Below are 25049 nucleotides of genomic sequence, written 5' to 3'. Positions count from 1 at the left end.
ATCGACCGGGCCGTGAAGGCCTTGCCACATCGTTACACCGTTCGTGTCCTCAAGAAAAACCTTAACTGAACGGCATTACTCGGGAACGAGGCGTTTTTTTATTGCACGCCTGCAGCGCTAGAGCGTTTTCGCCCTGACCGGCCTAGTCGAGGCCGAGGCAGATTGCCGCTGGAACAAGGCGTGACGACGCGACATGGCCTAGCCATGGCAAGGAGTCACAACGCAGTGCCGGCGGCAATCTGTCCGGGATCGGCAGGCAGGTCAAGGCGAAACCGCTCTAACGCTTTGATTGCCAGCCGCTTGAGCTCGCTCAACGTCTGACGCATTGCACCATAGCCCTTTTTCTCCCATTGCCTATAGTGACCTCCGCAGCGCGATGCTGCACTGCGTCTTTCTTTTCATCAACATTGCGCCTTTGTGCGCTCTGCCAAGGATTTGCCATGAACAGGTTCACTACGATCATTCTGCTTGCCATCGCCGGATTTCTCGCCGGCTGCTCCGACATGCCCATGCGGAGCTCCTTCTCCTCGGGCGGCGCGGGAACGGACGGCATGACTTCGTCCGGCGGCGCCGGCACCCCAGGCGGCGTCAGCGGCGCAGGCAACAGCTGGTACAACGGCCAAAAGGATATATCGCGCCAGATTTATTTCGGCGCATGATTCATCGCCGCTTTCTGTCGTCGATAGTGGAATGCCGAATACCGAATGCCGGGGCCGTTTATCGCCTCAGCGCCCGATGTTTTTTCCCGCCAGCTCGAACGTAAGGCTGCCGCGGAAGCTGTCCCAGTCTATATCCTGCGTGTCCGTCGCAGGCAGCATGTGCACCGCGCTGATCATCCACACGCCGGCATAGGGCAGGTTGAAACCGACCTTGCCGCCGTCGCCGGTCTGGGCACGTATCGTCAAGGTCTGCTCATCCTGCTTGTGCCAGGCCTTCACCAGCGCGCCTGCCAGCGGCTTGCTGTCGAAAAACAGGGTAAAGGTCAGCTTGTCGCCGGCACTGCGCGCCAGCGGATCGGAGGCCGGCACGATTTCCAGCCGCTGTCCGGTCAGTACGGAATAGGTGCCGTCCGACTTGCCGCCGACGCGCAGCAGCGTCTTGAGATGCCGGCGATAACGTTCGCGGCCGGGTTGCTCCGCATTGCCGTCGTCTTCGCGCTGGCTAATGATGGAATCGAGTCCCGCTTCATGCAGATAAGCATGGAACTGGTCAGCCGGCAGGCTGATCTGGTCGGGGTGACTGTCATAGGCCAGCATGTAGGTGCCGGCGGCGGGCGGCGTCAGCCGCATTTCCGGCAGCGCCTGATCGGGGGGAAGCTGCGCGCCGAGATCGGTCGGCGCCGCCCGCGAATACAGGTGGACGGCCGCCGCCCGCGAGGCGGAAATCGGCAGCGGCTCTCCGCTGAAGTATTCCCCGGTGTTGAGGCTGAAGGCTGTCGACGCGCCGACGGCCGGCGAGAACGGTCTGGCCGCCAGCCAGACCTCGTCCGCGGCGGCGGTCCGTGGCAAGCAGGACACCAGGAACGCGGTCAGCGATGCGGCGATGAAACGGAAACGGTGCGGCACTGCAAATTCAGTCAACATAGGCAAAGCGGTTCGATGCGCGATAAGTTCTGTGATTCCACAGTTCGGCATCAAAGCCGGGCAGCGGTTCAATGCCTGGCCGAACCGCCGGCCATTGACCGCTGCGCTCAGTTGCTGAGGTACGGATGTGCTCAGGTGCTCAGGCGCTCCGGGCCGCCTTGTTCACCATCAGGAAGAAATGCGCCTTGGCGCCGAAGACGCGCTTGTGGCCGACATCGTGCTGCGGCGAACCGGGCAGCTTTTCGGCAAAACGGTATAGCGCCGGGGCATCGATCAGGTTCAGCACGCCCGGCGAAGTCCAGTGGCGCTTGCCTCCCATGCGCAGCAGCCGCTGCCAGACGCCCTGCGGCAGGAGATGCAGCAGCGGAAGGCCGGTATTGAATTCGATCGGATGCTTGCGGTTGGAGGTGCTGACGAACACGCCCTTGCGCGCGATCCGGAAGAGTTCCTTCACCAGCGCGAACTGGCGCTCGCTGCCGCCGACGTGTTCGATGACTTCATTGCAGAACACCCAGTCGAACGCCCCATCGGAAAACGGCAGTTGCAGTTCGGCCGGCGTCCCGCCCGACGGCGGTTCGATCTGGTAGGACAGGATGCGCGAACGCTCCTTCTGGTCGCACCATGCATCGAGGAGATCCGGCTTTTCAAACACCGGACCGGGCATCATGCCGACATTGAGCGTGGTGTCGCTGGCATTGCCCTGCTTGAAATGCAGGAAGGCATCGAACAGCTTGCGGCGCTGCGATGCCAGTATCTTGTCGACGAAGGCGCCGCCCGGCGTCGGATGATATTGCGCGTTGATTGCCTGTTTCATACTTTCTCCCGTGCGGGATCCTGTTCCCTTGTCATGCATGGCGGTCAAGCCGTGCCGCCCGATGCGATCTGCTGCCTGTGCATTATTCAATGCCTTGGTCATGCCGCCGTTGTGCAAACACAAGCCTGAGGAGCGCCGAGATGGGCAAACCCTTTTTTGCCGCATTGGCTTTCCCGGAGGGAACATTCATCGCGGCGATGGGTCTACCGTCGGTCAATATTTCTGATAAGCAACTCGAGTCATCGAAAGTCATAGAGCGCGGCGGCAAAATGGAACAGATATTAAGCATGTTGTACGGCATTTCCGGCGTGGCGGCCCTCGGCTGCTATCTGCCGCAGTTGATGCGTTATCACCGTGATCCGCAGGCTCGGGCTTCCATTTCGATCAGTTCATGGGGCGGCTGGATCGCGGTCACCCTGGTGACCTTGCTGTACGCTGTTTTCGTTCAGAAAAGCGGATTGTTCGCGGGCGTGACCGCGATGAACGCCGCCGCCCAAGGTGTCGTGCTGGCGTATGGCATCAGGGGCCGCCTGGGACGAGGCGCCGGCGGCCCGGTGTCCGCGGCACGGGATGGCGCAACATGAGCATCCTGCCGCCAGCGTCTATAATTCCAGTCTTTCGGTTTGCTGCAATGCAACGCAATCCAATGCATTTCAGTCAATCCAGACAATCCAGGGCAAGGCAAGGTACCATGCCTTGCACATGATGAGATCGACCACATGACACGGTGCCGCCGCTATCTTTCCGCCATCGCCGCACGGTTCTCCCCGCTGCGCCGCGGGCTGGCGCTCGTGTCGGCCTGCGCGGCAGGCATGCTTGGCCTGCCGATGCCGTCCTTCGCCGCGGAGCCCTTGCCCGTACTGCAGGTTGGCGTGGGGCTGGTCAAGCCGCCCTATTTCCTTACGCCGGGAGCCGGCGGCATGGAATACGAGATTGCCGAAAAGGCACTTGCAGCCGGGGGATACCGGATGGTGGCGCAGCATCTGCCGCCATCACGGGCGCTGGCGCTGCTGCGCGTCGGCCACCTGGACGGCATGTTGACCGTGACGGAGGGCATCGGCGGCAAGGATCATTTCTCCGAACCCTATCTGCATTACCAGAATGCCGCCATTGCGCTGAGCAGCCGCAACCTGCGCATACGCGACATCAGCGATCTGCGCGGGCTGTCGATTGCGGCATTCCAGAATGCCAGCATGCTGCTTGGCGAAGAATTCCGCACCCTCGCCGATACCCATCCGGATTACAGGGAGTATCCGCAGCAACTCACCCAGAACAAGCTGCTTTACACCGGCCGCGTCGATGTCGTGGTCGGCGACCGCCTGGTATTTCGCCACCTGACGCGCCAACTGGAAACGCCGATCGACGTCAAGCAGGCGATCACGATCTATCCGCTCTTCCCGCCCAGCCCGCGCATGGCGGTTTTCCGCAACGCTGCGGTCCGGGACGCCTTCAATGCGGGCCTGCAGACGATTCGCCGCAATGGCGTCTACGGCGCCATTTTGAAGAAATACCAAGAGCCGGCGTAGTCTAGAACGTCGCTTCTGCACACTTTCTCCTGCTATAGGACAATGACTGTCCATCAGGCTGCTGCGGCATGCCGGGCTGCATTTCGCGCCATTTTTTTCGAGGCTGTTTCATGAAATGGACCATTGTTTCCCTTTACCTGCTGTCCATCCTCCACATTCATTTCCGTGGCCGGGTGCGGCTGCCCTTCTTCCGCCAGATGTTCGACCACTCGTCGTTCATGGCGCCGATCAACCTGTTCATGCATGCGTTTTCCCGGGTACCGTCCACGCCTTACCTGCCGGTCGACACCTTCAAGGAACTCGAGCCGCTGCAGAAGAACTGGGAAGTGATCCGCGCCGAGGCGCTGAACCTGCTGGCGCTGCAAAAGATCAAGGCCGCGGAAAAGAATGACGACGCCGGCTTCAATTCCTTCTTCAAGGCCGGCTGGAAGCGCTTCTACCTGAAATGGTATGACGCCAGCCATCCGTCGGCCGAGCGCTTCTGCCCGCAGACCGTGGCCCTGCTGCGCAGCATTCCTTCGGTGAAGGCGGCAATGTTCGCCGAACTGCCGCCGGGCGGCCAGCTGAACCACCATCGCGATCCGTTCGCCGGTTCAATGCGCTACCACCTCGGACTGGCGACGCCCAACGACGACCGCTGCTTCATCGAGGTCGACGGCCAGCGCTACAGCTGGCGCGACGGACAGGGCGTGGTCTTCGACGAGACTTACATCCACTGGGCCAGGAATGACAGCGAGAGCGACCGCGTGATTCTGTTCTGCGACATCGAGCGCCCGATGCGCTACCGCTGGGCGCAGGCGATCAACCGCTTCCTCGGCCGCACGATGATGACCGCGGCAAGCTCGCCCAACGAAACCGGAGACCAGCTCGGCGGCGTCAACAAGGTGTTCCGCATCTCCTGGCTGATGGGACAGTACCGCCGCCGCTTCAAGGCCTGGAACAAGACCGCCTACCACATCGTCAAGGGCGCGTTGATCGTCGGCGCGGTGGCGCTGATCGTCTATCTCTGACCCTCGGCCTTCAGCAGCGCACGCACGCATGCCCTCTGCGGAGGGCATGCTCGTTTTCGGGCCCGCCTTTACTGCAGCGCGATGATGCCGCAAGCGAGGCGCTTGCCGGAATTGCCGGTAGGCTGGGTCTTGTAGTCGTCGGGATCGGCATGGACGATCAGGGCCTTGCCGACGACGCTGTTGGGCGCTTCCTTGGCCAGGCTGATCTGGCTGGCCGGAATCGTCAGCTTGAGCACGGCATTGCCGTTGGCATCAGCATCGAGATTACCAAAGTCGCCCGCATGGCGGTCGGCGTGGTCGGGGCCGCCGTGCGGCTTGCCGGAGGGGTTGAAGTGGCCGCCGGCGCTCATGCCGTCGGGCGAGCTGCAGTCGCCCTTTTCATGCACATGAAAGCCGTGCGCGCCGGGCGTTAGGCCGTCGATGCGGGCATCGATCAGGATGCGGTCGCCGTTCTGCACAAAGCTGACCGAGCCGCTGGTCTTGTTGCCCTGGGTGGGTTTGAGCTGCGATACCGCGATCGGCTTGGGATTCTTGGGATTGCCGGTGCCCTGGCCGGACAGGCCGGCGCAGCCGGCAAGGGCGATGCTGCCGAGCAGCAGACTGGCGACGAGTCGCATGGTGAACCTCCTTTTATCGCGTTTCTATTGCGTTTCCATTGCATCGTTGTTATGCGGCGGCTTGATTACGGTGCGTCACCGGCGCTGGCAGGCCGGGCATGCCCCGTACGCCCACCGGATAATCGCATGCATTCCGGCATTTTCCCAAGCCGGCCTTCACCGGTTTGATCTGGCTCAGAGATGCGCGCGAGCGTAAAATCTTGCGCTTCATGACCTGACCCGGGGAGGATGCTTGAACAAACGTGATTTTCTGGCGGCCGCCATTGCCGGAGGCCTCGCACTGCCCGCCGCAACGGCCGCGGCGGCAACCAGGCGGCCGGCGCGCAACATCGCGCGCGGACCGGCCCTGCTCACCGTGACCGGCGCCATCCAGAAGGGCAACCGCAGCGGCCTCGATCCGGCGCTCGACCAACTGATGAAAAAGCAGGGCGTCAACTTCGAGCGCGCGTATGCATTCGATTTCCGCGCGCTGACCGCCTTGCCATCGACCCAGATCCGGCCGACGCTGGAATACGATGAGCAGGTCCATGCCCTGCGCGGCCCTTTGTTGCTGGATGTGGTCAAGACCGCGGGCGCCATGCTCGGCGACAGGAGCAAGCTGGTGCTGCGCGCGCTCGATGGCTATGCGGTCGCGGTCCCGGTGGCCGACCTGCGCAAATACCGTTTCATCGTCGCCACGCACTTGGATCGCAGGCCGATGCCGCTCGGCGGGCTGGGGCCGCTGTGGGCGGTCTATGACGCCGACCGCTTCAAGGACATGGCGGCCAAGCCGCTCAATGTACGCTTCGCAACCTGTCCGTGGGGGCTGTACCACATCGAGGTGCAATAACTCCGTTCATGCAGGCGCTCCGAACAACGGCCGGCCCATCCTTAGCTGCTATAGTGGAGCGCTTCTTCAATGCCTCAGCCGACACGCATGAAAGATCCCCGCGGCAATCTCCGGCAACGGCTGCGCTCCCCCGGCGGCATCGTGTTGCTTTACCTGCTGTTTGCCGCGGCATGGATTGCCGGCTCCGACAGCGCAATACGCTTCCTGTTCCGCGATCCCGACCAGCTGGCGCGCATCGGCACCACGAAAGGCATGCTTTTCGTCGGCATCACCAGCGGACTGCTGTTCCTGCTGCTCAGCGCATGGCATGCATCGCTGGTGCGGGCGAAGCAGGCATCCGACCTCTACCGCGAGCGGCTGGAACGCGTGCTCAAGGGCACGAACGACGGCTGGTGGGAATGGAACCTTGCAAGCGGGCAAATCTATTTTTCGCCGCGCTGCTGGGAACTGCTCGGCCGCAGCACTGCGGTCCATATTACTGGGGCTGAAACCGCCGCAGGCGACGCTTCTGTGTGGCGCGAGATCCTGCATCCCGAAGACCTGATGCAAGCCGAACGCCGCATCGAGGCGCTGCTGACCGGACAGGATTCCGGCGCAACCATCGAGATCCGCCTCAGACACCAGGACGGCCACTACATTCCGGTGCTGTCCCGGCTGATGGTGCAGCGCGACGCCGGCGGCCAGGCGGTGCTGGTATCGGGCGCCAACATGGACATGAGCGAACAGAAGCGCAACGAAGAGCGCCTGCGGCAGTCGGCGGCGGTCTTCGAGACCACCCGCGAAGGCATTGTCGTGCTGGACGCTGAGCGGCGCATCCTGATGGTCAACCAGGCATTCACCAACATCACCGGCTACAGCGAACGGGAAGTGATCGGACTGTCGCCGTCGATTATGCGCTCCAGCCGTCACGATGACGACTTCTACAAGGGAATCTGGGCCACCGTGCAGCGCGAAGGCCATTGGCGCGGCGAAGTCTGGCATCGCCGCAAGAGCGGCGAAATCTATCCGGAGCTGCTCGGCATCAGCGCCGTTACCAACAGCGACGGCGCATTGACCAACTACGTCGGCGTGATTGCCGACCTGTCGCAGCTGAAAGCCTCCGAGACGCGGCTGGAGTTCATGTCGCAGCATGACCCGCTGACCAGCCTGCCCAACCGGGCGCTGCTGATGTCGCACATGGAACACGGCATGCGGCTGGCGCAGCGGGAAAGCGGCACCATGGCGCTGCTGATGCTTGACCTGGACCGCTTCAAGGATATCAACGACAGTTTCAGCCACGATGCCGGCGACGAACTGCTGCAGCAGGTGGCCAAATGCCTGTCGGCGCGCATGCGCGACATGGATACGGTGGCGCGCCTGGGCGGCGACGAATTCGGCATCGTGCTGCCGAAGCTGGCGCATGCCGAGGATGCGGCGATCGTGGCCAACGGCATCCTGCGCGCGCTGAAGCAACCATGGACGCTGGCCGACGGCACCGAGGTGCGGGTGGGCATCAGCATCGGCATCAGCATCTTTCCGGACCACGGCACCAGCACCCAGCAATTGCTGCAGCATGCCGATGCGGCGCTGTACCAGGCCAAGCAGGAAGGACGCGGCGGCTTCCGCTATTTTTCGCAGGGAATGACGCAGGCGGCGCGCGAGCGCATCCGGCTCGAAGCCAGGCTGCATCGCGCGATCGAGCAGAACGAGCTGCGGGTGTATTACCAGCCTGTGGTCGATATCGCCGGCGGCGGCATCGTCGGCGCGGAGGCGCTGGTGCGCTGGCAGCATCCCGAGGAAGGCTTGATACCGCCGGCGCGCTTCATCCCGGTGGCCGAAAGCACCGGGCTGATCGATGCCATCGGCGAATGGGTGCTGCGGGAAACCTGCCGCCAGGGCCGCCAGTGGATGGATGCGGGCCTGCCGGCGCTGACGCTGGCGGTCAACATGTCGCCGCGCCAGTTCCGTCACCGCGACATCGGCGCCACCGTGGCGGAGGTCACCGCCCAGACAGGCTTTCCGGCCACGCGGCTGGAACTGGAACTGACCGAAAGCGCGCTGATGGAACCGGATGCGGCCGAACTGCTGCAGCGGCTGCGCGCCACCGGCGTGCGGCTGGCGATCGACGATTTCGGCACCGGCTATTCCTCGCTGGCCTACCTGCAGCGCTTTCCGCTCGACGTGCTGAAGATCGACAAGGGCTTCGTCGATGCGATCCCGCACGGCGCCGACCGCGGCGCGATCGCCACCTCCATCGTCGGCATGGGCCATTCGCTCGGATTCAAGGTGCTGGCCGAAGGCGTGGAAAAGCCGGAACAGCTGGCATTCCTGCATTCACTCGGCTGCGACATGTACCAGGGTTACCTGAAGAGTCCGCCGCTGCCGCCGGCGGAGTTCGAGCGGCTGCTGTCGCCGGACCGGTAAGAAAAAAGCGGCGCCCGCGGCGCCGCTTCCTTCATCAAGCACGAACGCAATCCGGCTTGGCGTTCAGGGCTTCATCACGATCTTGATGCACTCGTCCTGCTTGTTGCAGAAGATGTCGTAGCCGTGCGGCGCATCGTTGAGCGACATGCGATGGGTGATGACCACGCTGGGATCGATCTCGCCCTTCTGGATGCGCTCGAGCAGCGGACGCATGTAGCGGTGCACATGGGTCTGGCCGGTGCGGATGGTGAGCGAGCGGTTCATGATGGAGCCGAACGGGATCTTGTCGAGAAAGCCGCCGTAGACGCCGGGAATCGACACCACGCCGCCGTTGCGGCAGGCCATCAAGGCTTGGCGCAAGGCCACCGGCCGGTCGGTCTCGGCGCCCATCGCCTGCTTGACGCGGTCGTAGGCGCCCATCATGCCCATGCCGTGCGCTTCCATGCCGACCGCGTCGATGCAGGCATCGGGGCCGCGCCCGCCGGTCATTTCCTTGAGCGCGGCGGCGATGTCGACCTCTTCATAATCGAGCGTGACAGCCTTGGAAATCTCGCGCGCCATGCGCAGCCGTTCCGGGAAGCGGTCGATCGCGATCACCCGTTCCGCGCCCAGCAGATAGGCGCTCTGGATTGCGAACTGGCCGACCGGGCCGCAGCCCCAGACCGCCACCACCGACCCCGGCTTGATGTCGCAGGCTTCGGCGGCCATATAGCCGGTCGGCAGGATGTCCGACAAAAACAGCACCTGCTCGTCGGTTAGGCCTTCGGGCACCTTGATCGGGCCGACGTCGGCGAACGGCACGCGCACGTATTCGGCCTGGCCGCCGGCATAGCCGCCGGTCAGGTGCGAATAGCCGAAGATGCCGGACGGCGAATGGCCCCACATCTTCTCTGCCATCGCCGCGTTCGGGTTGGAGTTCTCGCACACTGAATACAGTTGCTCGTTGCAGAAGAAGCAGCTGCCGCAGGCGATCGGGAACGGCACCACCACGCGGTCGCCGATCTTCAGGTTCCTGACTTCGCTGCCGACCTCGACGATCTCGCCCATGAATTCATGGCCGATGATGTCGCCCTTCTCCATGGTCGGGACGAAGCCGTTGTACAAGTGGAGGTCGGAACCGCAGATCGCGGTCGACGATACCTTCACGATGGCGTCGCGCGGATTGATGATCTCCGGATCGGGTACGTTGTCGACCCGCACGTCGCGTTTTCCATGCCAGACAGCTGCTCTCATCCCGGTGCTCCTTTCCTGAACAGTATGCGGTTCCATGCGCCGCGCTCGCCGGACGGCTGGCCGACGGTGGTCGGAATCTCGCCGGTTTCAAGCAGCCACTTGAAGCGGCGCAGGTCTTCGTCGATCTGTACCGACGGCTCCTCGCCGAACATGCCGGCGATCAGCGCGCCGGCGATGCCGCCCGGCGGCTTGTAATGCAAGACGACCCGCACGATGGTGCCGCGTCCGCCCGGCGCGGATTCGAAGAGCACGCGGCCGGCGTTGTCGACGTCGGCGCCTTCCACCGATTGCCAGGCCAGCTCCCGGCCGGGTTCGTCGACGGTGACATCCGCATCCCACTCCACGCTGCTGCCGGCCGGTCCCTTGGCCTTCCAGTGAATGCGCTTGTCGGTGATGGCCTGCACCGACTCCAGGTGCTGCATGAAGCGCGGGAAGGCTTCGAAATTGCGCCAGAAGCGATAGCACTCGTCCGCCGTCTTGTTGACGGTGATGGATTTTTCGACGTTGACGTAGCCGCTCGCATCCGGTCCCTGGCCCAGCCGCTTGCGCTGCTGGTTGTCCATGCCGGCGATCAGGTCGAGCGCGGCAATGCCGGTGACGGCCGCGGCCGCCCAGGCGATGCGGCGCTGGTCATTGCCGCGGTCCCTCGCTGCGGCGGCCAGCAGCATCAGGTCCATCGCATCGCCGGCCAGGCGGCTCCACATCCAGTTGGCGGGCCGGCGCTGGCTGAGGATGCCGACGCCGGCGCTCAGTTCGCGCGCGCCGAGCGCGCGCATGAGCTTGGGACTGTCGGCCACGCCGATGGCGCGCGATACCTTTTCCGGCGCCAGCAGCTGGGCCAGCCCCAGGCCGATGCTGAACCAGCCGAGCGCCTTGGCCAGCTGCTCGGCGCGCGCCGCGTTCGGCGCGGGGTACTGCCGGTCATGGGACGATCCCGTTTGAAAGGAATCCGGGTGGCTGCCAAGAAAGTTGTTCGCGTCCGGCAGGCGATGTCCTGCGTGAGACGGTGCCGCACCCGGGATGGCCGGGCCTGCTGCCTGATGTTGCATGGTTGTTCCCTCCGTTGCATTCCTTGCACCCGCCCCGCCTGGCCTGCAGATTGTTGCAGCCAGGACAAGGACGCGAGGAGTTGAATGGAAATAGCGAACCCGGCGCTGCGCCGGACCCGGTATCTGCTGACTCGCTGTATCGATGGAAAACCCGCCTCATGACCGGCTGTTATCGATGAAACAAGTTCTTGATGCCCGGTTAGTCAAATAATCAACATGGGGAGTTCCCGCTGCATCCGGCATGGCCGGATCGACGGCGAACGATAGGGAGGGACAACGCTCTGCCGTTGCGTGACGGCATGCAAGAAAGGTGAGACCTGGTTGAACTCAGGAATGCGGAATCAGGAATTGCCGGGCTGTTCGTTCTTGCCGCGTTCCTGGGTTGACATCTGTTCGAAGGTTTCCCAGTCGAGTTCGGTCACCTCGGGCTTGGGAATGTGGCGGTAGTTCTCGAGGCCTTCATTGATGTATTCATCGGAAGTCTCGTCGACCTTGCCGGTCTCGGCCACGGCTTCGCTGGCGGGCTTGACGCCGGACTGCACCGATACCGCCTGCCCGGCCTGGCCGGCTTCCTTGATCGGGAAGCGCCAGTAGATCTTTTCCAGCTGCAGGCCGCAGCTCTTGCGGACATGGTCGCGCAGGGTCATTTCAATGATGTGCGACAGCCGGAAGCGCTTCATCGGTTCGGACTCGACCACCGCGGTGAAGGCTTTCGCTCCGGCCAGTCGGGTGGAATCGCAGGACACCTGCACGCCGCTGCGGCGGAAGTAATCGATGATGGTGGCGTTGATGGCGCTGATGTCGCGCGCGGCGCGTTTTGCCTTCGCCTTTGCCGATGCCGCAAACGCAAGGATGCCGATGACGAGTGCGGCCAGCAGCACGATGAGCGTCAGGGTAACGGCGTCAGCTTGGAATGGCATTCTTGTTTGACCTTAGTGGAAATGGCAATGGCGATATACAGCATTGGACGGCTTGGGCACGATCATATCACCGGAAAACGCGGATGGAATTGAATCGGTGCAAATCATGCCCGGCAGCGTTGCCGCAGCCGTCACGCCGGACCGCGCGTAGGACAAACACGGACGGCGGCACAATCCGGAGGCGACGGGATCAGGCGGATTTTGTCAGCAGGCTGAAGTGTTCCACCACCGGCATCGAGGCGAAATAGGGGCCGACGATGGCACGCCACTCCTGGAAGGCCGGCGACTGGCGGAAGTCGACGGTATGGTTTTCCAGCGTTTCCCAGAAAATCATCAGCACGTAGCGCTCCGGCGATTCGATGCCTTTATTGACCTTGTAACCCTGGAAGCCCTTGGCTTTGGAAATCACCTGTTCGAGTCCGCGCTGGATGGCGGCGTCGAATTCGGCTTGCTTGCCGGGCTGGATGCGGATGTCGGCGAGTTCGAGAATCATGGCTGGTTCCTGTACGTTCTGTTGTGAGAAAAATGCAATGCGGAATTATTGCATCTTCCCCACGGTTCGCACAGGACGCGCCTCGCCGGCTCTGGTCCTGGCCCTGTTACTTGTCGCTGCCTTGGCCTTGGGCACGGCCTTCGGCTTCGGCGGCGGCTTCGATTTCCTCGTCCTAGCCCCGTCGGCGGAAGCCTGCAGGCGCTGCTGAAGCAGCGCCACCACGGCCGCTTCCTCGGGGCCGAGGGCATGCAGGTCTTCCTGCAATTCCTGCTGCGCCCGCTGCTGCAGCGCCTGCAGCATGGTGCCGTCGAGATAGGACTCGATCACCGCCGGATGCACATAGCACTTGCGGCAGATGCTCGGCGTGTTGCCCAGCTTTTCGGCGACCGATTCGATCGCGCGCACCACGTTCTTCTTGGCCTGGGCATCGGAATCGAACCTTTCGTATTCCTGCAGCGCCAGCGCGGCCAGCACGGTGCCGGACCAGGTGCGGAAATCCTTGGCGGTGTAATCCTCGCCGGTGATGGCGCGCAGGTAATCGTTGACATCGGCGGAACCGATGCTGCGCTGCTGGCCGTCGTCGTCGATGTACTGGAACAGTTCCTGTCCCGGCAGGTCGCGGGTGCGGCGGATGATGCGCGCCAGGCGCGCGTCGCCGACCTTGATCGCATGCTGCACGCCGCTCTTGCCGCGAAAGCGGAATTCGACTTCGCCGCCGTCGATGCGCACATGGCGGTCGCGCAGCGTGGTCAGGCCGAAAGACTTGTTCTGCTTCGCATATTGTTCATTACCTATGCGCATCATGGTCGCTTCCAGCAGGTAGACAATGGTGGCGAGCATCTTCTCGCGAGGCAGGCCGGGCAGCTTCAGGTCCTTGTCGACCTGGGCGCGTATCGCGGGCAGCGCCTGGCCGAAGCTGATCATGCGCCCATACTTGGCTTCATCCCGCACATTGCGCCAGCGCGGGTGATAACGATACTGCTTGCGCTTCCGTGCATCGCGCCCGGTGGCCTGCAAGTGCCCGTTTTCCCAGGGGCAGATCCATACCTCGGTCCAGGCGGGAGGGATCACGAGCGAGCGGATGCGTGCGAGCACGGAATCATCCCGGATCGGCCGCCCTTCCGTATCGAGGTAGCGGAAGCCGTCGCGCCAAGCTTGGCGGGTGAAGCCGGGGATACTGTCGGTAACGTAGCGCAGGCCGATCTGGCGAGCGAGCTGTGGCGATTCCGGTGATGAATCCTGGGATGAAGTCCGTAGGGTCGGGGTGGCGGTCGTCATATTGCACCATTTGACAATGAAGCCGGCATGCGGGTTGCCGCATGCCGTTCGCCGCCGTGAGCAGCGTCAATTGGTGCAACGCGGAAGAACGGCTAGAACGACGATCCCTTCTGCTGCAGGAAGGCTGCTTCCTCGGGAGTCGAGGCGCGGCCGAGGATGGCATTGCGATGGGGGAAACGGCCGAAGCGGCGGATCACTTCCTGGTGGCGCACCGCGAAATCGTAGAAGCCCTGGAAGGTGTCGCGATGCGCGGGCGGCACGCCGTCCAGCAGTTCGGCGAACAAGGCTACCGCCTGGTCCTGGTCGGCGAGCGATTCGGAGTGCTCCAGCGGCAGATAGAAAAACACCCGCTCGATCGGCCGCAGGGTGGCCTGCACGCCTTCGCGCAAGCCTTCCCTGCACCATGACCGCGCCAATGCATCGTAGGCAAACGATTGCGGCGTGCCGCGATGGATATTGCGCGGGAACTGGTCGGTGAGCAGGATCAGCGCGAGGCGGCCGGCCGCGGTGTCGGCCCAGCCGTCGAGCCGGCGAGCGGCGGCCTGGTCCAGCCATGGACCGAAGCGCTCCCGCATGCCGGCGTCGATCGCTTCATTCTTCGACCACCAGAGCCCGGCCTGGCGGTCCGCCGCCAGCTTGTCGTCGGCATCGAGGCCGAACCAGAATTCGATGATGGATGCCGGGTTTTCCATTCCACTCCCTTTCCTTGGTTGATTGCCTGCCTGCTTGCTGAGGTGCTATGCCCGCATGTTCAGGCATCCAGCGATGCCGGTGCCGCCTTTGCCTGCGGCTGCGGTTGCGGGCCCTGCTCCGCCTCCCGCTGGGAGGGCGCCATCTTGACCGGCAGCGACATGATCAGTACGGTGCCCTGCCCGGGCATGCTCTGGATCTCGAGCTCGCCGCCGAGAATGGCGACGCGCTCCTGCATGCCGATCAGGCCGAAATGGTGGGCCTTGCGGCGGTCGCCGGGATACATGCCGACGCCGTTGTCGCGGATCGTCATGTCCAGCCTGCCGTCCTTGATGAACAGTTCGACATTCACCAGCGACGCCCGCGCATGGCGGCCGATATTGCTGAGCGATTCCTGCAGGATGCGGAAGACCGCCGTGGCGTGCGCATCCGACATTCCCTCGCCGCAGCCTTCGGTCACCAGCTCGCAGCGGATCGCATTGCGGGATTCGAATTGCCGCACCTGCCACTCGATCGCTTCCTGCAGCCCGAGATCCAGCACCGAGGGCCGCAGGTTGTTCATGATGCTGCGGATCGATTTCATCGTGGTATCGAGCTGGTCCAGCGCCAGGGTGACCCGCTCCTTGAACTTATGGTGGCGCGCGCCGATGCGCTGGTGCAGGCTGACGACATCCAGGCGCAGCGCCAGCAGGTTCTGGCCGAGGTCGTCATGGATTTCGCGGGCGATGCGCTTGCGTTCATCTTCGCGGATGCGTTCCTGGTAAGCCGCCAGTTCGCGCAGCACCGCCTGCGAATGGTGCAGCGCCTCCTCCGCCTTCCTGCGTTCCGCGATCTCGAGTTCGAGCTGCCTGACCGCCGTCTGCAGTTCCGGATGTGTCGGCTGCTTGGCCGCCTTGACGATCACGACCGCAAGCATGGCGGCGGTCAGCAGCGCCGATCCCGCGACCAGCAGTTCAAGGAAGGCGTCGAGCCGCGCGTCGGGATGCGACAGGGTCCAGAGCGAGATGAAATGCGCGCTGCCGGAAATGAAGAAAAACAGGGTGAGCATCACGTAGATGCCCTTGAAGCGCATCGGCTTGCGGCTGAGCAGGTAAATGAACGCGCAGCACATCGTGTAGAAGGCCAGCCCGGTCACGATGATTGACAGCAGATGCGCATTGATCCAGCCATCCTGCGCCCCGGCCCGCAGCAATGCGTCGTTCAAAGAAAGCAATTCGGCAAATGCAGTGTTCACTTTCCCTCCCTCGTTCTTGCCATGCAGATGGTCAATGACGTTTCAGATTAGTGTTTTATTGACTGCATAATGCCTTAGAAATACGTAAAAATGACACGCATCCACCTTGCCGGCGAAAAATTTTCATGCTTTATTTCCGCAAGTAAATACTTTCCCCTTGATAGAGCCGATATCGGTCTTACGACCGCTTCTCTTTTCCGACAAACAACGGTTGAGGTTCAACGATTCAGCCGAGGCGCGTGCGCAATACATCCTTGAGCATCGCATCGGCCTCGCGGATCATTTTTTCGGTGGTTTCCCAGCCGACGCAGCCGTCGGTCACCGAGCAGCCGTACTGCAGCTTCGACAGGTCGGCGGGAATCGATTGCTTGCCGCCGACGATGTTCGATTCGATCATCACGCCCACCAGCGACTTGCTGCCCAGCCTCACCTGGTGGACCACGTCCGCCATGACCAGCGGCTGCAGGTCGGGATTCTTGAAGCTGTTCGCATGCGAGCAGTCGACCACGATGTTGGCCGGCAGCTTGGCCTTGGCCAGCGCCTGTTCGGCCATCGCCACCGACACCGTGTCGTAGTTCGGACGGCCGTCGCCGCCGCGCAGCACCACGTGGCCGTAGCGGTTGCCGCTGGTGCGCACGATGGAGACCTTGCCCTGGCCGTTGATGCCGAGGAAGGAATGCGGATGGGAAGCCGACAGGATGGCGTTGATGGCGATGCCGATGTCGCCGTCGGTGCCGTTCTTGAAGCCGACCGGGGTCGACAGGCCGGACGACATTTCGCGGTGCGTCTGCGATTCGGTGGTGCGCGCGCCGATCGCGGTCCAGGTGATCAGGTCGCCGAGGAATTGCGGCGAGATCGGGTCGAGCGCCTCGGTCGCGGTGGGCAGGCCCAGTTCGCAGACGTCGAGCAGGAACTGGCGGGCGCTGGCCATGCCGCGCTCGATGTGGAAGGAATCGTCCATGTCGGGGTCGTTGATGAACCCCTTCCAGCCGGTGGTGGTGCGCGGCTTTTCGAAATACACCCGCATCACCAGCAGCAGCGTATCCTGCACCTCTTCCTGCAGCTGCTTGAGGCGGCGCGCGTAGTCCAGTCCGGCGACCGGATCGTGGATGGAACAGGGGCCGACCACGACGAACATGCGCGGATCCTTGCGGTCGAGAATGTTGCGCAGCGCCTCCCTGCCGCGCAGCACGGCGGCGCCGGCGCGCTCGGTCAGCGGCAGGCTGGCATGCAAATCCTCCGGCGTGGGCATGGAGTCGAACCGGGCAATATTGACGTTTTCTACATGGAAGCTGGTCATGGCGGCAATCGCGAGTCTGGCGCTCGCATCGGGTGAGGAAAGCCGATAGTGTAACGCGAGGCGCTGCCCGCTCCGCCCCCAACATGCCGAACGGCCGGCGATGCGCCCGCCGGCCGCGCCCGCCGCGACTCTGGCGGAGTTCTAATCCAGCGTCACCGCCCGCAGATTGTTGACCTGTCCGCCCGACACCAGCGCCCCCTGGTTGCCCCAGCTGTTGCGGACATAGGAAACCACCGCGGCAATTTCCTCGTCGTTCAGGAGCGCGCTGAACGGCGGCATGCCGTAGGGCTGCGGGTTGCCCTGGGTGCTGGGCGGATAGCCGCCGTGCAGCACGGCGCGGATCGCATTGACCGGCGAGGCCAGTATCAGCGACCGGTTGCCGGCCAGCGCCGGATAGCCGGGCGGCTCGCCTTCGCCCGAGGCCTTGTGGCATTCGACGCAATGCTTTTCATAAAGCTGGGCGCCGATCCCAAGGATCTTTTGAACCTCCGGCGTGGAACGGGGCGGCGCGCCGGCTTCGCCCTGCCCGCCCCGGCCGCCTTGTTCACTGCCCGGCAGCGATTTCAGGTAAACCGCCATCGCCCGCACATCCTTTTCATCCAGGTATTGCAGGCTGCCGCGCACGACTTCGGCCATCGGGCCGGAAGCCGCGCCGCGCGCCGAGATGCCGGTCTTGAGCAGGTCGACGATATGCTGCACTTCCCAGTCGCCGAGGCCGGCGCCGCTTTCGCCGCTGCTGCCTGACAGCGATGCCGCATACCAGTTCAGCATCGGGATCATCGCGCCGCTCAGGTTCTCGCCGCCGGTGGTGGCGCCGAGGAAGTTGCGCGGCGCATGGCAGGCGCTGCAGTGGCCGAGCCCCTGCACCAGGTAGGCGCCGCGATTCCACTCGGCGTTCTGCTGCGGTTCGTCGACGTGCACGCCCGGGCGGAAATACAGCGCCCGCCAGCCGACGAGCAATATGCGGTGATTGAAAGGGAAGCGCAGTTCCGGCTCGCGGTTTTCCTGGCGCACCGGGGCGACCGTGCGGAAATAGGCATACATCGCATCCGAATCGGCCCGGGTGACGCGGCTGTAGTTCGGATACGGGAAGGCGGGATACAGCAGCTTGCCGTCCTTGGACTTGCCGTTATGCAGGGCGCGCCAGAAATCGTCGGCGGTCCAGCTGCCGATGCCGGTGTCGCGGTCGGACGTGATATTGGGCGAGGGAATGGCGCCGAACGGCGTCTGGATCGCGCGTCCGCCCGCATACTCCGCACCGCCGCGGGTCGTGTGGCAGCCCATGCAGTTGCCGGCGCGCGCCAGGTAGGCGCCGCGCGCGACCAGGTCCGCCGAGCTGGAAGGCGAGTTGGCGGTGGCATCGGTAGTGTCTTCGCGCAGGCCCAGCCATGCGGTGACGCCGAGCGCAACGACCAGGAGCAGCAGCGCGCCAATGAAGAATCGTTTCATGGGCTTCCTTTATTTCGTTTCCGGGACGCTGCCGCAGGCAATCGGCAGTTTCGCAGGCAGGGATGCCACCGGCCTGGCGTCGGCCGGCACGCTGCGGCTGGACAGCCAGGAGGACACCGCCGCCACGTCCTCAGGGGTCAGCTGGCGGGTGATCTGCGCCATGCAGTCCGGCTCGGCGGCGCGGCGCGTGCCTTCGCGCCAGGCGCCGAACTGGGAATTGATGTAATCGCGCGGCAGGCCCAGCAAGCCAGGGATTGCCGGCGCCACGCCGGTCAGCGCCTCGCCGTGGCAGGCGGCGCAGGCGGGAATCTTGCGCGAGGGATCGCCGTCCTGCACCAGCCGGCGGCCGCGCTCCAGTGTCGCCGGCGAGGCGTCGGTCGCCTGCGGCGGCGGGTACGGCAGGTGCTGGGATGCGAAGAAGCCGGCCATCTCCTTCAGGTAATCGTCCGACAGGTGCTGCACCATGTAGACCATCAGCGGATACTGCTGGCGGCGGCCGTCGCGGAAATTGCGCAGCTGGTTGTACAGATAGCCTTCCGGCTTGCCGGCGATGCGCGGATAGTAGCCGTCGGCCGCGGCCCGACCTTCCTTGCCATGGCAAGCCATGCAAGGGGCGACCCGCTTGGCCATGGCATCGGTGCCTTGCTGGGCCCGGGAAGCCGGCGCCAGCAGGGCCAGGGCAACGAGTGCGGCGGGCAGCCGCGCGCGGCGCAGGAAATGAAGCGGGGAATGAGGAAACATCGCGATGCGCGGAATGCGTGAAGTAGGAATGCCGGAATTTTAAGGGATTGGCAGGAATGCACGCGCTGCCCGCGCAAGCCGGCTCCATTTACCTGCAAATTGCTTGCAATTGCCTGCAATCACGGCCGGTCTGGTCATTACGTCATCGCTTATGGATTCGGCCTCGCGTAAAATCCCCGGCTGCCGTTCCCGCCCTGCGTCCTTCATCTGCCTATCTGCCCATCTGCTTATCGCCACCGACCATGTCCATGTACCAGCAACCCATCGTGATGCTCGACTTCGAAACCACCGGCCTGTCGCCGGCCATGGGCGCGCGCATCACCGAAGTGGCCGCGCTCATGATCGAAGGCGACCGCATCGTCGACCGTTTCGTGTCGCTGGTGAATTGCCACGTGCACATTCCGCCCTTCATCACCAGCCTGACCGGCATCACGCAGCAGATGGTGGACAGCGCGCCCTGCGTATCGAAGGTGGTGCCGGAACTGCTGCGCTTCATCGGCGAACGTCCGCTGTCGGCGCACAATGCCAGCTTCGACGAGAAGTTCCTGGTCGCCGAAAGCCGCGACCTCGGCCTGATGCCGCGCCATCGCCACCTGCTCTGTTCGCTGAAATTGTCGCGCCGCGTGTTTCCCGGCCTGCCGAGCTACAAGCTGGGCATGCTGTCGTCGTCGCTGGGCATCCGTTTCAGCGGCAACGCCCACCGCGCCGAAGCCGATGCCGAAGTCAGCGCGCAGCTGCTGCTGCAGATCGGCTCGCACCTGAAAACCCGCTACGGCGTGCCGCAGGTCGATGCGGCGCTGCTGGCACGCGTATGCGCACTGAGCGCGGCGAAGGTGCCGGCTTTCCTGAAGACGCAAGCCGTGCACTGATGTTGGGCTGATGCCTGGCTGAACGCTTGCCCCGGGCCGGTGTCGATTTCATATCGGTCCGAAGACGGGGTGATGCGATGAACACCATGAAACCATGCCTGCTGGCATTGCTGATGACAGTCCTGGCCGCTGCGGCGAGGGCCGATGACGCTGCCGCGCCATCCAACACCTGGGCGGCCCGGCTGGAACCGCAGCAACACGGACAGCCACCCAGGCAACAGCAACAGCAACAGCAACAGCAACAACAACAGCACCAACAGCAGGAGCAACGGCAGGAAAGTGCTGACCGGGAAACGCCGAAGAATGTGATGCCCCGCCGCGCGGTGCCGGCCACGATTGCGAGAATGCCGGCGCCGCCGGCACCCGCCGCCAACCCGGCCGCGCCGGTGATTCCGGCGACGCCGCGCCCGGTCGGCCCTCCCGCTCCCGCGCCAGTGACCGGCTGCGACGCCGGCGGCTGCTGGAGCGGCGGGGTGCGCTACCAGGGCGGCGGCGGCACCTACACCGACCGCGCCGGCAAGGTCTGCCAAAACAATGGCGGCTTCATGCAATGCTTCTGACGTTTTGCGGAGTAATAGCGGGCTAGGCCTGCGGATACAGTCCGCGGGTGCGCCCGAACAGGCGCACCAGCCCCAGCAGGCTGCCGATGGCCGGCGTCGGCACCCCGACCAGCCTGCCGATCTCGTGCACGGACGCGACCAGCGCATCGATTTCCATGGCCTTGCCGGCTTCGGCATCCTGCAGCATCGAGGTCTTGAACGCGCCCAGCTTGCGCGTGACCTCGATGCGGTCGGCGCCGCTCTGGGTGATCGGGCAGCCGATGCGCTCGCCGATAGCGGCGGCTTCCTGCATCGCCGCCAGGCAGAATTCCCGGACCAGCGGGTCGTCCAGCACGCGGTCGGCGGTGGCGCCGGTGATGGCCGACACCGGGTTCATCGTCATGTTGCCCCACAGCTTGTACCAGATGTCGGTGCGGATATCTGCACTGGCCTCGGTGTCGAAGCCGGCCTGCGCCAGCAGCGCCGCCAGACGCTCAACCCGCGGCGACACGCCGCCGGCCGGTTCGCCCATGATCAGCCGGTTGCCGAAGCCGAGCCGGACCAGTCCCGGCTCCGGGCAGGAACTCGACAGGTGCACCACGCAGCCGATCACCTGCCGCGCCGGCATGGCCCGCAGCAGCGCGCCGTCCGGATCGAGCGAGGCGAGCCGCGTGCCGGCATAAGGCACATCGCCGGCGGCGAAGAACCACCAGGGCACGCCGTTCATTGCGGTCAGGATCAGCGTATCGGGCCCGATCAGCGGGCCGATGCGCGCGGCCGCGTCGGCCAGGCCGGTCGCCTTGACGGCAATGATCACCAGATCCTGCACGCCAGCCGCCGCCGGATCCTGTTCCGCCCGCAGCGCCACCTGCGCCAGGCCCTGTTCCGTCTGCACCCGGGCGCCATGCCGGCGCAGCGCTTCCAGCGTTTCCCCGCGCGCGACGGCAGTCACCTCGCAGCCCGCCTGCGCCAGGCGGGCGCCGATCAATCCGCCGATGGCGCCGAAACCGACAACCGCTACTTTCATATGTCCTCCGCATTATTGATTCGGCCCGAAAAATGGTTCATCTTTCGGGCCGCTGATCTCACCCCCTACTTCTGGGAAAGGGCCGTGGTGAGGGAATCCGGAGAGTGTAGCGCGGCCTGCGCGCCGAAGCGCGCCAGCATGAAATCGATGAAGCTGGTGAGCTTGGGCGTGGGTTGGCGGTCGCGCGGATACAGCAGGTGCATCGGGCGGGGCTCAGGCAGGTAATCCTGCAGCAGCGGCTGCAGGCGGCCGGCGGCGATGTCTTCCTCGAGCAGCATTTCGGCCTGCATCACGATGCCGTAGCCGCGCAGCGCCGCCATGCGCAACGCCTGGCCGTTGTTGGAACGGAAGCGGCTGGCCGGCGCTCCAGCCTGCGCGCCTTCATCCCCTGGACTGCCGCCCCCCGCCAGCTTCCAGCGCAGGTGCCGGCTCCAGTGCAGGTAATCCAGGCACTGGTGCCGCGCCAGGTCGGGCGGCGTTTTCGGCACGCCGGCGCGTGCGAGGTAGTCCGGCGAGGCGCAGATCTGCATCCGGTACGGCAGCAGCGCCCGCGCCACCAGGCCGGAATCGTCGAGGTTGCCGATGCGAATGGAAGCATCGATGCCCTCCTCCACCATGTCCACCACGCGGTCGTTGAGCACCAGTTCCACGCTCACCTCCGGATGCTGCGCCAGGTAATCGGCGACCGCCGCCGCCAGCCGCTGCGAGCCGAAGGTCACCGGCGCGCTGACCCTGAGCAGGCCGCGCGGCGTGGCGCGCATCGCTTCCGCGCCGGTCTCGGCGGCGGCGATGTCGGCCAGGATCTGGCGGCAGCGCTCGCCGTACTGGCGGCCAATCTCGGTTAGGCTCTGGCGGCGGGTGGTGCGCGCCAGCAGCCGGGCACCGAGCCGCTCCTCCAGCTGGCGCATGTGCTTGCCGACCATGACTGGCGAAATGCCGAAACGCTCCGCCGCCGCAGTGAAACTGCCGGAATCGATGACGGCGACGAAAATCTCCATGCTGCGCAGCTTGTCCATTAATTATCGATTGCAAACCAATGGTTAGTAATGTTGTTCATGCTAACCCATTTATTCCCATGATGATGAAATCGATAATGGCTGCACTGACTACCGCCGCACCCCGGACCGTGGGGAAAGCAGCTGGTGGCAGCCCCAAAATCGCAGGACTCATCAGGAGAATCGCCATGAAAGTGATCGTTATCGGTGCCACCGGCACCATCGGCCGCGCCGTATCGGAACAACTCGCCGCCCGCCATGAAGTGATCCGGGTCGGCCGCAGCGGCGGCCAGCACCAGGTCGATATCGCGGACCCGGCCAGCGTGGAGGCGCTGTTCCGAAGGATCGGGCCGGCCGATGCGGTGGTGGTCACCGCCGGCAACCTGCATTTCGGCCCGCTGGCCGAGCTCGACGCCGACAAGATGAATGTCGGCCTGCAGCACAAGCTGATGGGCCAGGTCAACGTCGCACTGGCCGCGCAGCGCCATCTCAACGACGGCGGCTCGATCACCCTGACCAGCGGCATCGTCGGCGCCGAGCCCATCCGCTACGGCATCAATGCCACGACGGTCAATACGGCGGTGGACGGGTTCGTACGGGCAGCGGCGATCGAACTGCCGCGCGGCCTGCGCATCAATGTCGTCGATCCCTCGGTGCTGCAGGAATCGATGAAAGCCTACGGCCCATATTTCCACGGATTCGAACCGGTTCCGGCCAGCCGTGTCGCGCAAGCCTACAGCCGCAGCGTGGACGGATTGCAGACCGGCAAGGTGTACCGGGTCTGGTAGGAAGACGGCATTCTTCTTCTGCGGTCTCCTCTGCAAAATCGTAACGACTTGTCAACGCTATTTCCTTACGGAAAAGGTAGGATAGCGGGTTGGACGATTTCCAGAACAAAAAGCGTCTTGCCGCCGCCGATGGAAGCCTGATGGCGCGGCAAGGAAGCATTGGAGACTTCAGGAGGCGTTATTCTTTCCGCACCTACCGGCCGCGCGCTGCCGCCATGCGATGCATCCGAGCCATCGGAGCTTCAGCACCGGCTCCTGGAATACCAGGCGATCCTCGACAACGCCTCGCTCGGCATTACCTTCACCCGGCGCCGCACCTTCCTGCATTGCAACCAGCGTTTCTCGGAAATGTTCGGCTGGGACAGCAATGAACTGGTCGGCCAGCCGGCGAACCTTACCTATCCCTCGCCGGCGGCCTACGACCGCTGGCTGCGCATGGCCGCCCCGGTGCTGAGTTCCGGCCGCCGCCTCGATACCGAGGTGCAGATGGCCAGGCGCGACGGCTCCCTCTTCTGGTGCCGCATGCTGGGCCGGCTGATCGACCCCGACGATGCCAGCAAGGGCGCGATTTTCATTACCGAAGACATTACCGAGCGCAAGGAAGCCGCCGAAGCGCAGCGGCAGCTGCTGCTCGAGTACCAGGCCATGCTCGACAATGCCTCGCTCGGCGTCACCTTCACCCGCAAGCGCCGCTTCCTGCACTGCAACCGGCGCTTCTCGGAGATGTTCGGCTGGACCTGCGAAGAACTGATCGACCAGCCTACCCATATGCTGTATCCGTCGCCCGCAGCCTATGAAGAGCTGACGCGGCTGGCGCGCCCCATCCTGACCAGCGGCCAGCGCCTGGACCTGGAAGTGCGGATGAAACGGCGCGACGGCACGCTGTTCTGGTGCCGCGTGCTGGCCAAGTCGATCGACTCGTCCGATCCGGGCAAGGGCGCCATCTACCTGACCGAAGACATCACCGAACGCCGCAGCGCGCAGGAAGCGCTCAAGCGCGCGCATGACGAGCTGGAACTGCGGGTGCAGGAACGCACCGCCGAACTGGCGCGCGCCAATGCGCTGCTGCAGGCCGAAATCCAGGAACGCCAGCTGGCCGAGGAACGCATCCGCTACCTGGCCCATCATGATGCGCTGACCGGCCTGCCCAACCGCCGGCTGCTGCAGGACCGGCTGGGACAGGCGCTGGAGATGGCGCGCCGCCATCGTCACCTGGTGGCGGTTCAATTCATCGACCTCGACTGCTTCAAGCCCGTCAACGACCGCCTCGGCCATCATGTCGGCGACCTGCTGCTGCAGGCGGTGGCGACCCGGCTGCGCGGCCTGCTGCGGGCGGTCGATACCGTGGCGCGGGTCGGCGGGGACGAGTTCGTGATCATCCTGCCCGAGATGCATGAGGAAGGCGCGGCCGAAGAGACCGCGCAGAAGGTGCTGGCCGCGCTGTCGCAGCCATACGAGATCGACGGCCATCAAATGCAAGTCACGCCTAGCATCGGCGTCAGCCTGTATCCGCGCGACGCGCAGTCCGCGGAGCGGCTGCTTTCCGCGGCCGACTGCGCGATGTATTACGCGAAGGGCCGGGGCAAGGGAAACTGGCAGGTATTCAGGGAAGACATGGGAGTGCCGGGCTGAGGCGGACATTGCCGCGCCAGCCCGCGCATG

The 25049-nt window shown here is 64.4% G+C and carries 27 protein-coding genes; 10 read left to right on the top strand and 17 right to left on the bottom strand.

The annotated features are described in order from the left end of the window. The first annotated feature begins 440 nt into the window (after positions 1 to 440). The gene (locus RY831_RS29185) at positions 441 to 659 is read left to right on the top strand and encodes a hypothetical protein (RefSeq protein WP_326509852.1); all 219 of its coding nucleotides are present in this window, start codon (positions 441 to 443) and stop codon (positions 657 to 659) included. Between the two features lie 66 nt (positions 660 to 725). On the opposite strand, the gene RY831_RS29180 is transcribed toward RY831_RS29185, so the two are convergent. Together RY831_RS29180 and RY831_RS29175 are read right to left on the bottom strand one after the other, a co-directional pair. Next, entirely contained in the window at positions 726 to 1583 is an 858-nt protein-coding gene (locus RY831_RS29180) for a DUF4198 domain-containing protein (protein WP_326509851.1), read from the bottom strand. A 139-nt stretch (positions 1584 to 1722) separates the two neighbouring features. After that, positions 1723 to 2397, bottom strand: a complete 675-nt coding sequence (locus RY831_RS29175; RefSeq protein ID WP_326509850.1) for a methyltransferase domain-containing protein — start codon at positions 2395 to 2397, stop codon at positions 1723 to 1725. A gap of 140 nt (positions 2398 to 2537) precedes the next feature. On the opposite strand from RY831_RS29175, the gene RY831_RS29170 reads away from it, so the two are divergent. The 3 genes from RY831_RS29170 to lpxO all read left to right on the top strand — a co-directional run bounded on the left by RY831_RS29170 (position 2538) and on the right by lpxO (position 4933). After that, on the top strand, positions 2538 to 2981 hold the full coding sequence (locus tag RY831_RS29170; protein ID WP_326509849.1) for a hypothetical protein: 444 nt from the start codon (positions 2538 to 2540) through the stop codon (positions 2979 to 2981). A gap of 135 nt (positions 2982 to 3116) precedes the next feature. Then, positions 3117 to 3923, top strand: coding sequence for a substrate-binding periplasmic protein (locus RY831_RS29165; RefSeq protein ID WP_326509848.1), 807 nt, complete (start codon positions 3117 to 3119; stop codon positions 3921 to 3923). Positions 3924 to 4033: 110 nt separating this feature from the next. Continuing rightward, positions 4034 to 4933, top strand: a complete 900-nt coding sequence (gene lpxO / locus RY831_RS29160; RefSeq protein ID WP_326509847.1) for a lipid A hydroxylase LpxO — start codon at positions 4034 to 4036, stop codon at positions 4931 to 4933. Positions 4934 to 5001: 68 nt separating this feature from the next. Here lpxO and RY831_RS29155 read toward each other — a convergent pair whose 3' ends face one another. Continuing rightward, a complete protein-coding gene (locus tag RY831_RS29155; protein ID WP_326509846.1) occupies positions 5002 to 5550 on the bottom strand; it encodes a superoxide dismutase family protein in 549 nt (182 codons plus the stop codon). A 49-nt stretch (positions 5551 to 5599) separates the two neighbouring features. Further along, complete coding sequence (locus RY831_RS29150) at positions 5600 to 5761, bottom strand: hypothetical protein (protein ID WP_326509845.1); 162 nt, start codon at positions 5759 to 5761, stop codon at positions 5600 to 5602. Positions 5762 to 5782: 21 nt separating this feature from the next. Between RY831_RS29150 and RY831_RS29145 the strand changes: the two genes are divergently transcribed. Both RY831_RS29145 and RY831_RS29140 read left to right on the top strand, forming a co-directional pair. Then, complete coding sequence (locus RY831_RS29145; RefSeq protein ID WP_326509844.1) at positions 5783 to 6379, top strand: putative pterin-binding protein; 597 nt, start codon at positions 5783 to 5785, stop codon at positions 6377 to 6379. Between the two features lie 87 nt (positions 6380 to 6466). Then, complete coding sequence (locus tag RY831_RS29140; RefSeq protein ID WP_326509843.1) at positions 6467 to 8782, top strand: putative bifunctional diguanylate cyclase/phosphodiesterase; 2316 nt, start codon at positions 6467 to 6469, stop codon at positions 8780 to 8782. Between the two features lie 63 nt (positions 8783 to 8845). Here RY831_RS29140 and RY831_RS29135 read toward each other — a convergent pair whose 3' ends face one another. The 10 genes from RY831_RS29135 to RY831_RS29090 all read right to left on the bottom strand — a co-directional run bounded on the left by RY831_RS29135 (position 8846) and on the right by RY831_RS29090 (position 19169). Next, entirely contained in the window at positions 8846 to 10015 is a 1170-nt protein-coding gene (locus RY831_RS29135) for a zinc-dependent alcohol dehydrogenase (RefSeq protein WP_326509842.1), read from the bottom strand. Beyond that, entirely contained in the window at positions 10012 to 11064 is a 1053-nt protein-coding gene (locus RY831_RS29130; RefSeq protein WP_326509841.1) for an SRPBCC family protein, read from the bottom strand. The genes RY831_RS29135 and RY831_RS29130 overlap by 4 nt, the downstream gene beginning before the upstream one ends. A 341-nt stretch (positions 11065 to 11405) precedes the next feature. After that, entirely contained in the window at positions 11406 to 11984 is a 579-nt protein-coding gene (locus tag RY831_RS29125) for a hypothetical protein (protein ID WP_326509840.1), read from the bottom strand. Between the two features lie 190 nt (positions 11985 to 12174). Continuing rightward, positions 12175 to 12477, bottom strand: a complete 303-nt coding sequence (locus RY831_RS29120) for an antibiotic biosynthesis monooxygenase family protein (RefSeq protein WP_326509839.1) — start codon at positions 12475 to 12477, stop codon at positions 12175 to 12177. 45 nt (positions 12478 to 12522) lie between these two features. Beyond that, the gene (locus tag RY831_RS29115) at positions 12523 to 13755 is read right to left on the bottom strand and encodes a DNA topoisomerase IB (RefSeq protein WP_326509838.1); all 1233 of its coding nucleotides are present in this window, start codon (positions 13753 to 13755) and stop codon (positions 12523 to 12525) included. Between the two features lie 92 nt (positions 13756 to 13847). After that, the gene (locus RY831_RS29110; RefSeq protein ID WP_326509837.1) at positions 13848 to 14447 is read right to left on the bottom strand and encodes a DUF924 family protein; all 600 of its coding nucleotides are present in this window, start codon (positions 14445 to 14447) and stop codon (positions 13848 to 13850) included. 59 nt (positions 14448 to 14506) lie between these two features. Beyond that, positions 14507 to 15679: a sensor histidine kinase gene (locus tag RY831_RS29105; protein WP_326509836.1), complete on the bottom strand. Its 1173-nt coding sequence runs from the start codon at positions 15677 to 15679 to the stop codon at positions 14507 to 14509. 226 nt (positions 15680 to 15905) lie between these two features. Next, positions 15906 to 16979, bottom strand: a complete 1074-nt coding sequence (locus RY831_RS29100; RefSeq protein WP_326509835.1) for a 3-deoxy-7-phosphoheptulonate synthase — start codon at positions 16977 to 16979, stop codon at positions 15906 to 15908. A 141-nt stretch (positions 16980 to 17120) separates the two neighbouring features. After that, positions 17121 to 18428: a c-type cytochrome gene (locus tag RY831_RS29095; protein WP_326509834.1), complete on the bottom strand. Its 1308-nt coding sequence runs from the start codon at positions 18426 to 18428 to the stop codon at positions 17121 to 17123. A 9-nt stretch (positions 18429 to 18437) separates the two neighbouring features. After that, positions 18438 to 19169 (bottom strand): c-type cytochrome, encoded by a 732-nt coding sequence (locus RY831_RS29090; protein ID WP_437126338.1) that lies wholly within the window; start codon positions 19167 to 19169, stop codon positions 18438 to 18440. A 248-nt stretch (positions 19170 to 19417) separates the two neighbouring features. On the opposite strand from RY831_RS29090, the gene RY831_RS29085 reads away from it, so the two are divergent. Continuing rightward, positions 19418 to 20038 carry a 3'-5' exonuclease gene (locus RY831_RS29085; RefSeq protein ID WP_326509833.1) on the top strand — a complete coding sequence of 207 codons (621 nt, stop codon included), beginning with the start codon at positions 19418 to 19420 and terminating at the stop codon, positions 20036 to 20038. 77 nt (positions 20039 to 20115) lie between these two features. Beyond that, positions 20116 to 20598: a hypothetical protein gene (locus RY831_RS29080; protein WP_326509832.1), complete on the top strand. Its 483-nt coding sequence runs from the start codon at positions 20116 to 20118 to the stop codon at positions 20596 to 20598. Between the two features lie 22 nt (positions 20599 to 20620). On the opposite strand, the gene RY831_RS29075 is transcribed toward RY831_RS29080, so the two are convergent. From RY831_RS29075 to RY831_RS29065, 3 genes are all read right to left on the bottom strand, one after another. After that, positions 20621 to 21604, bottom strand: a complete 984-nt coding sequence (locus tag RY831_RS29075) for a 2-dehydropantoate 2-reductase (RefSeq protein WP_326509831.1) — start codon at positions 21602 to 21604, stop codon at positions 20621 to 20623. A 65-nt stretch (positions 21605 to 21669) separates the two neighbouring features. After that, a complete protein-coding gene (locus RY831_RS29070; RefSeq protein WP_326509830.1) occupies positions 21670 to 22620 on the bottom strand; it encodes a LysR family transcriptional regulator in 951 nt (316 codons plus the stop codon). Between the two features lie 37 nt (positions 22621 to 22657). Beyond that, positions 22658 to 22789 carry a hypothetical protein gene (locus RY831_RS29065; protein WP_326509829.1) on the bottom strand — a complete coding sequence of 44 codons (132 nt, stop codon included), beginning with the start codon at positions 22787 to 22789 and terminating at the stop codon, positions 22658 to 22660. Between RY831_RS29065 and RY831_RS29060 the strand changes: the two genes are divergently transcribed. Beyond that, complete coding sequence (locus tag RY831_RS29060; protein ID WP_326509828.1) at positions 22788 to 23387, top strand: short chain dehydrogenase; 600 nt, start codon at positions 22788 to 22790, stop codon at positions 23385 to 23387. The two genes, RY831_RS29065 and RY831_RS29060, sit on opposite strands and share 2 nt — an antisense overlap. A 159-nt stretch (positions 23388 to 23546) precedes the next feature. Next, on the top strand, positions 23547 to 25019 hold the full coding sequence (locus RY831_RS29055; RefSeq protein WP_326509827.1) for a sensor domain-containing protein: 1473 nt from the start codon (positions 23547 to 23549) through the stop codon (positions 25017 to 25019). Positions 25020 to 25049: the final 30 nt, after the last annotated feature.

It is taken from the genome of Noviherbaspirillum album (assembly GCF_035916955.1).
Classification (GTDB): Bacteria; Pseudomonadota; Gammaproteobacteria; order Burkholderiales; family Burkholderiaceae_D; genus Noviherbaspirillum; species Noviherbaspirillum album.
The sequence above is the reverse complement of the archived record's forward strand: the minus strand, read 5'-3'. Positions and strand labels throughout refer to the sequence as shown.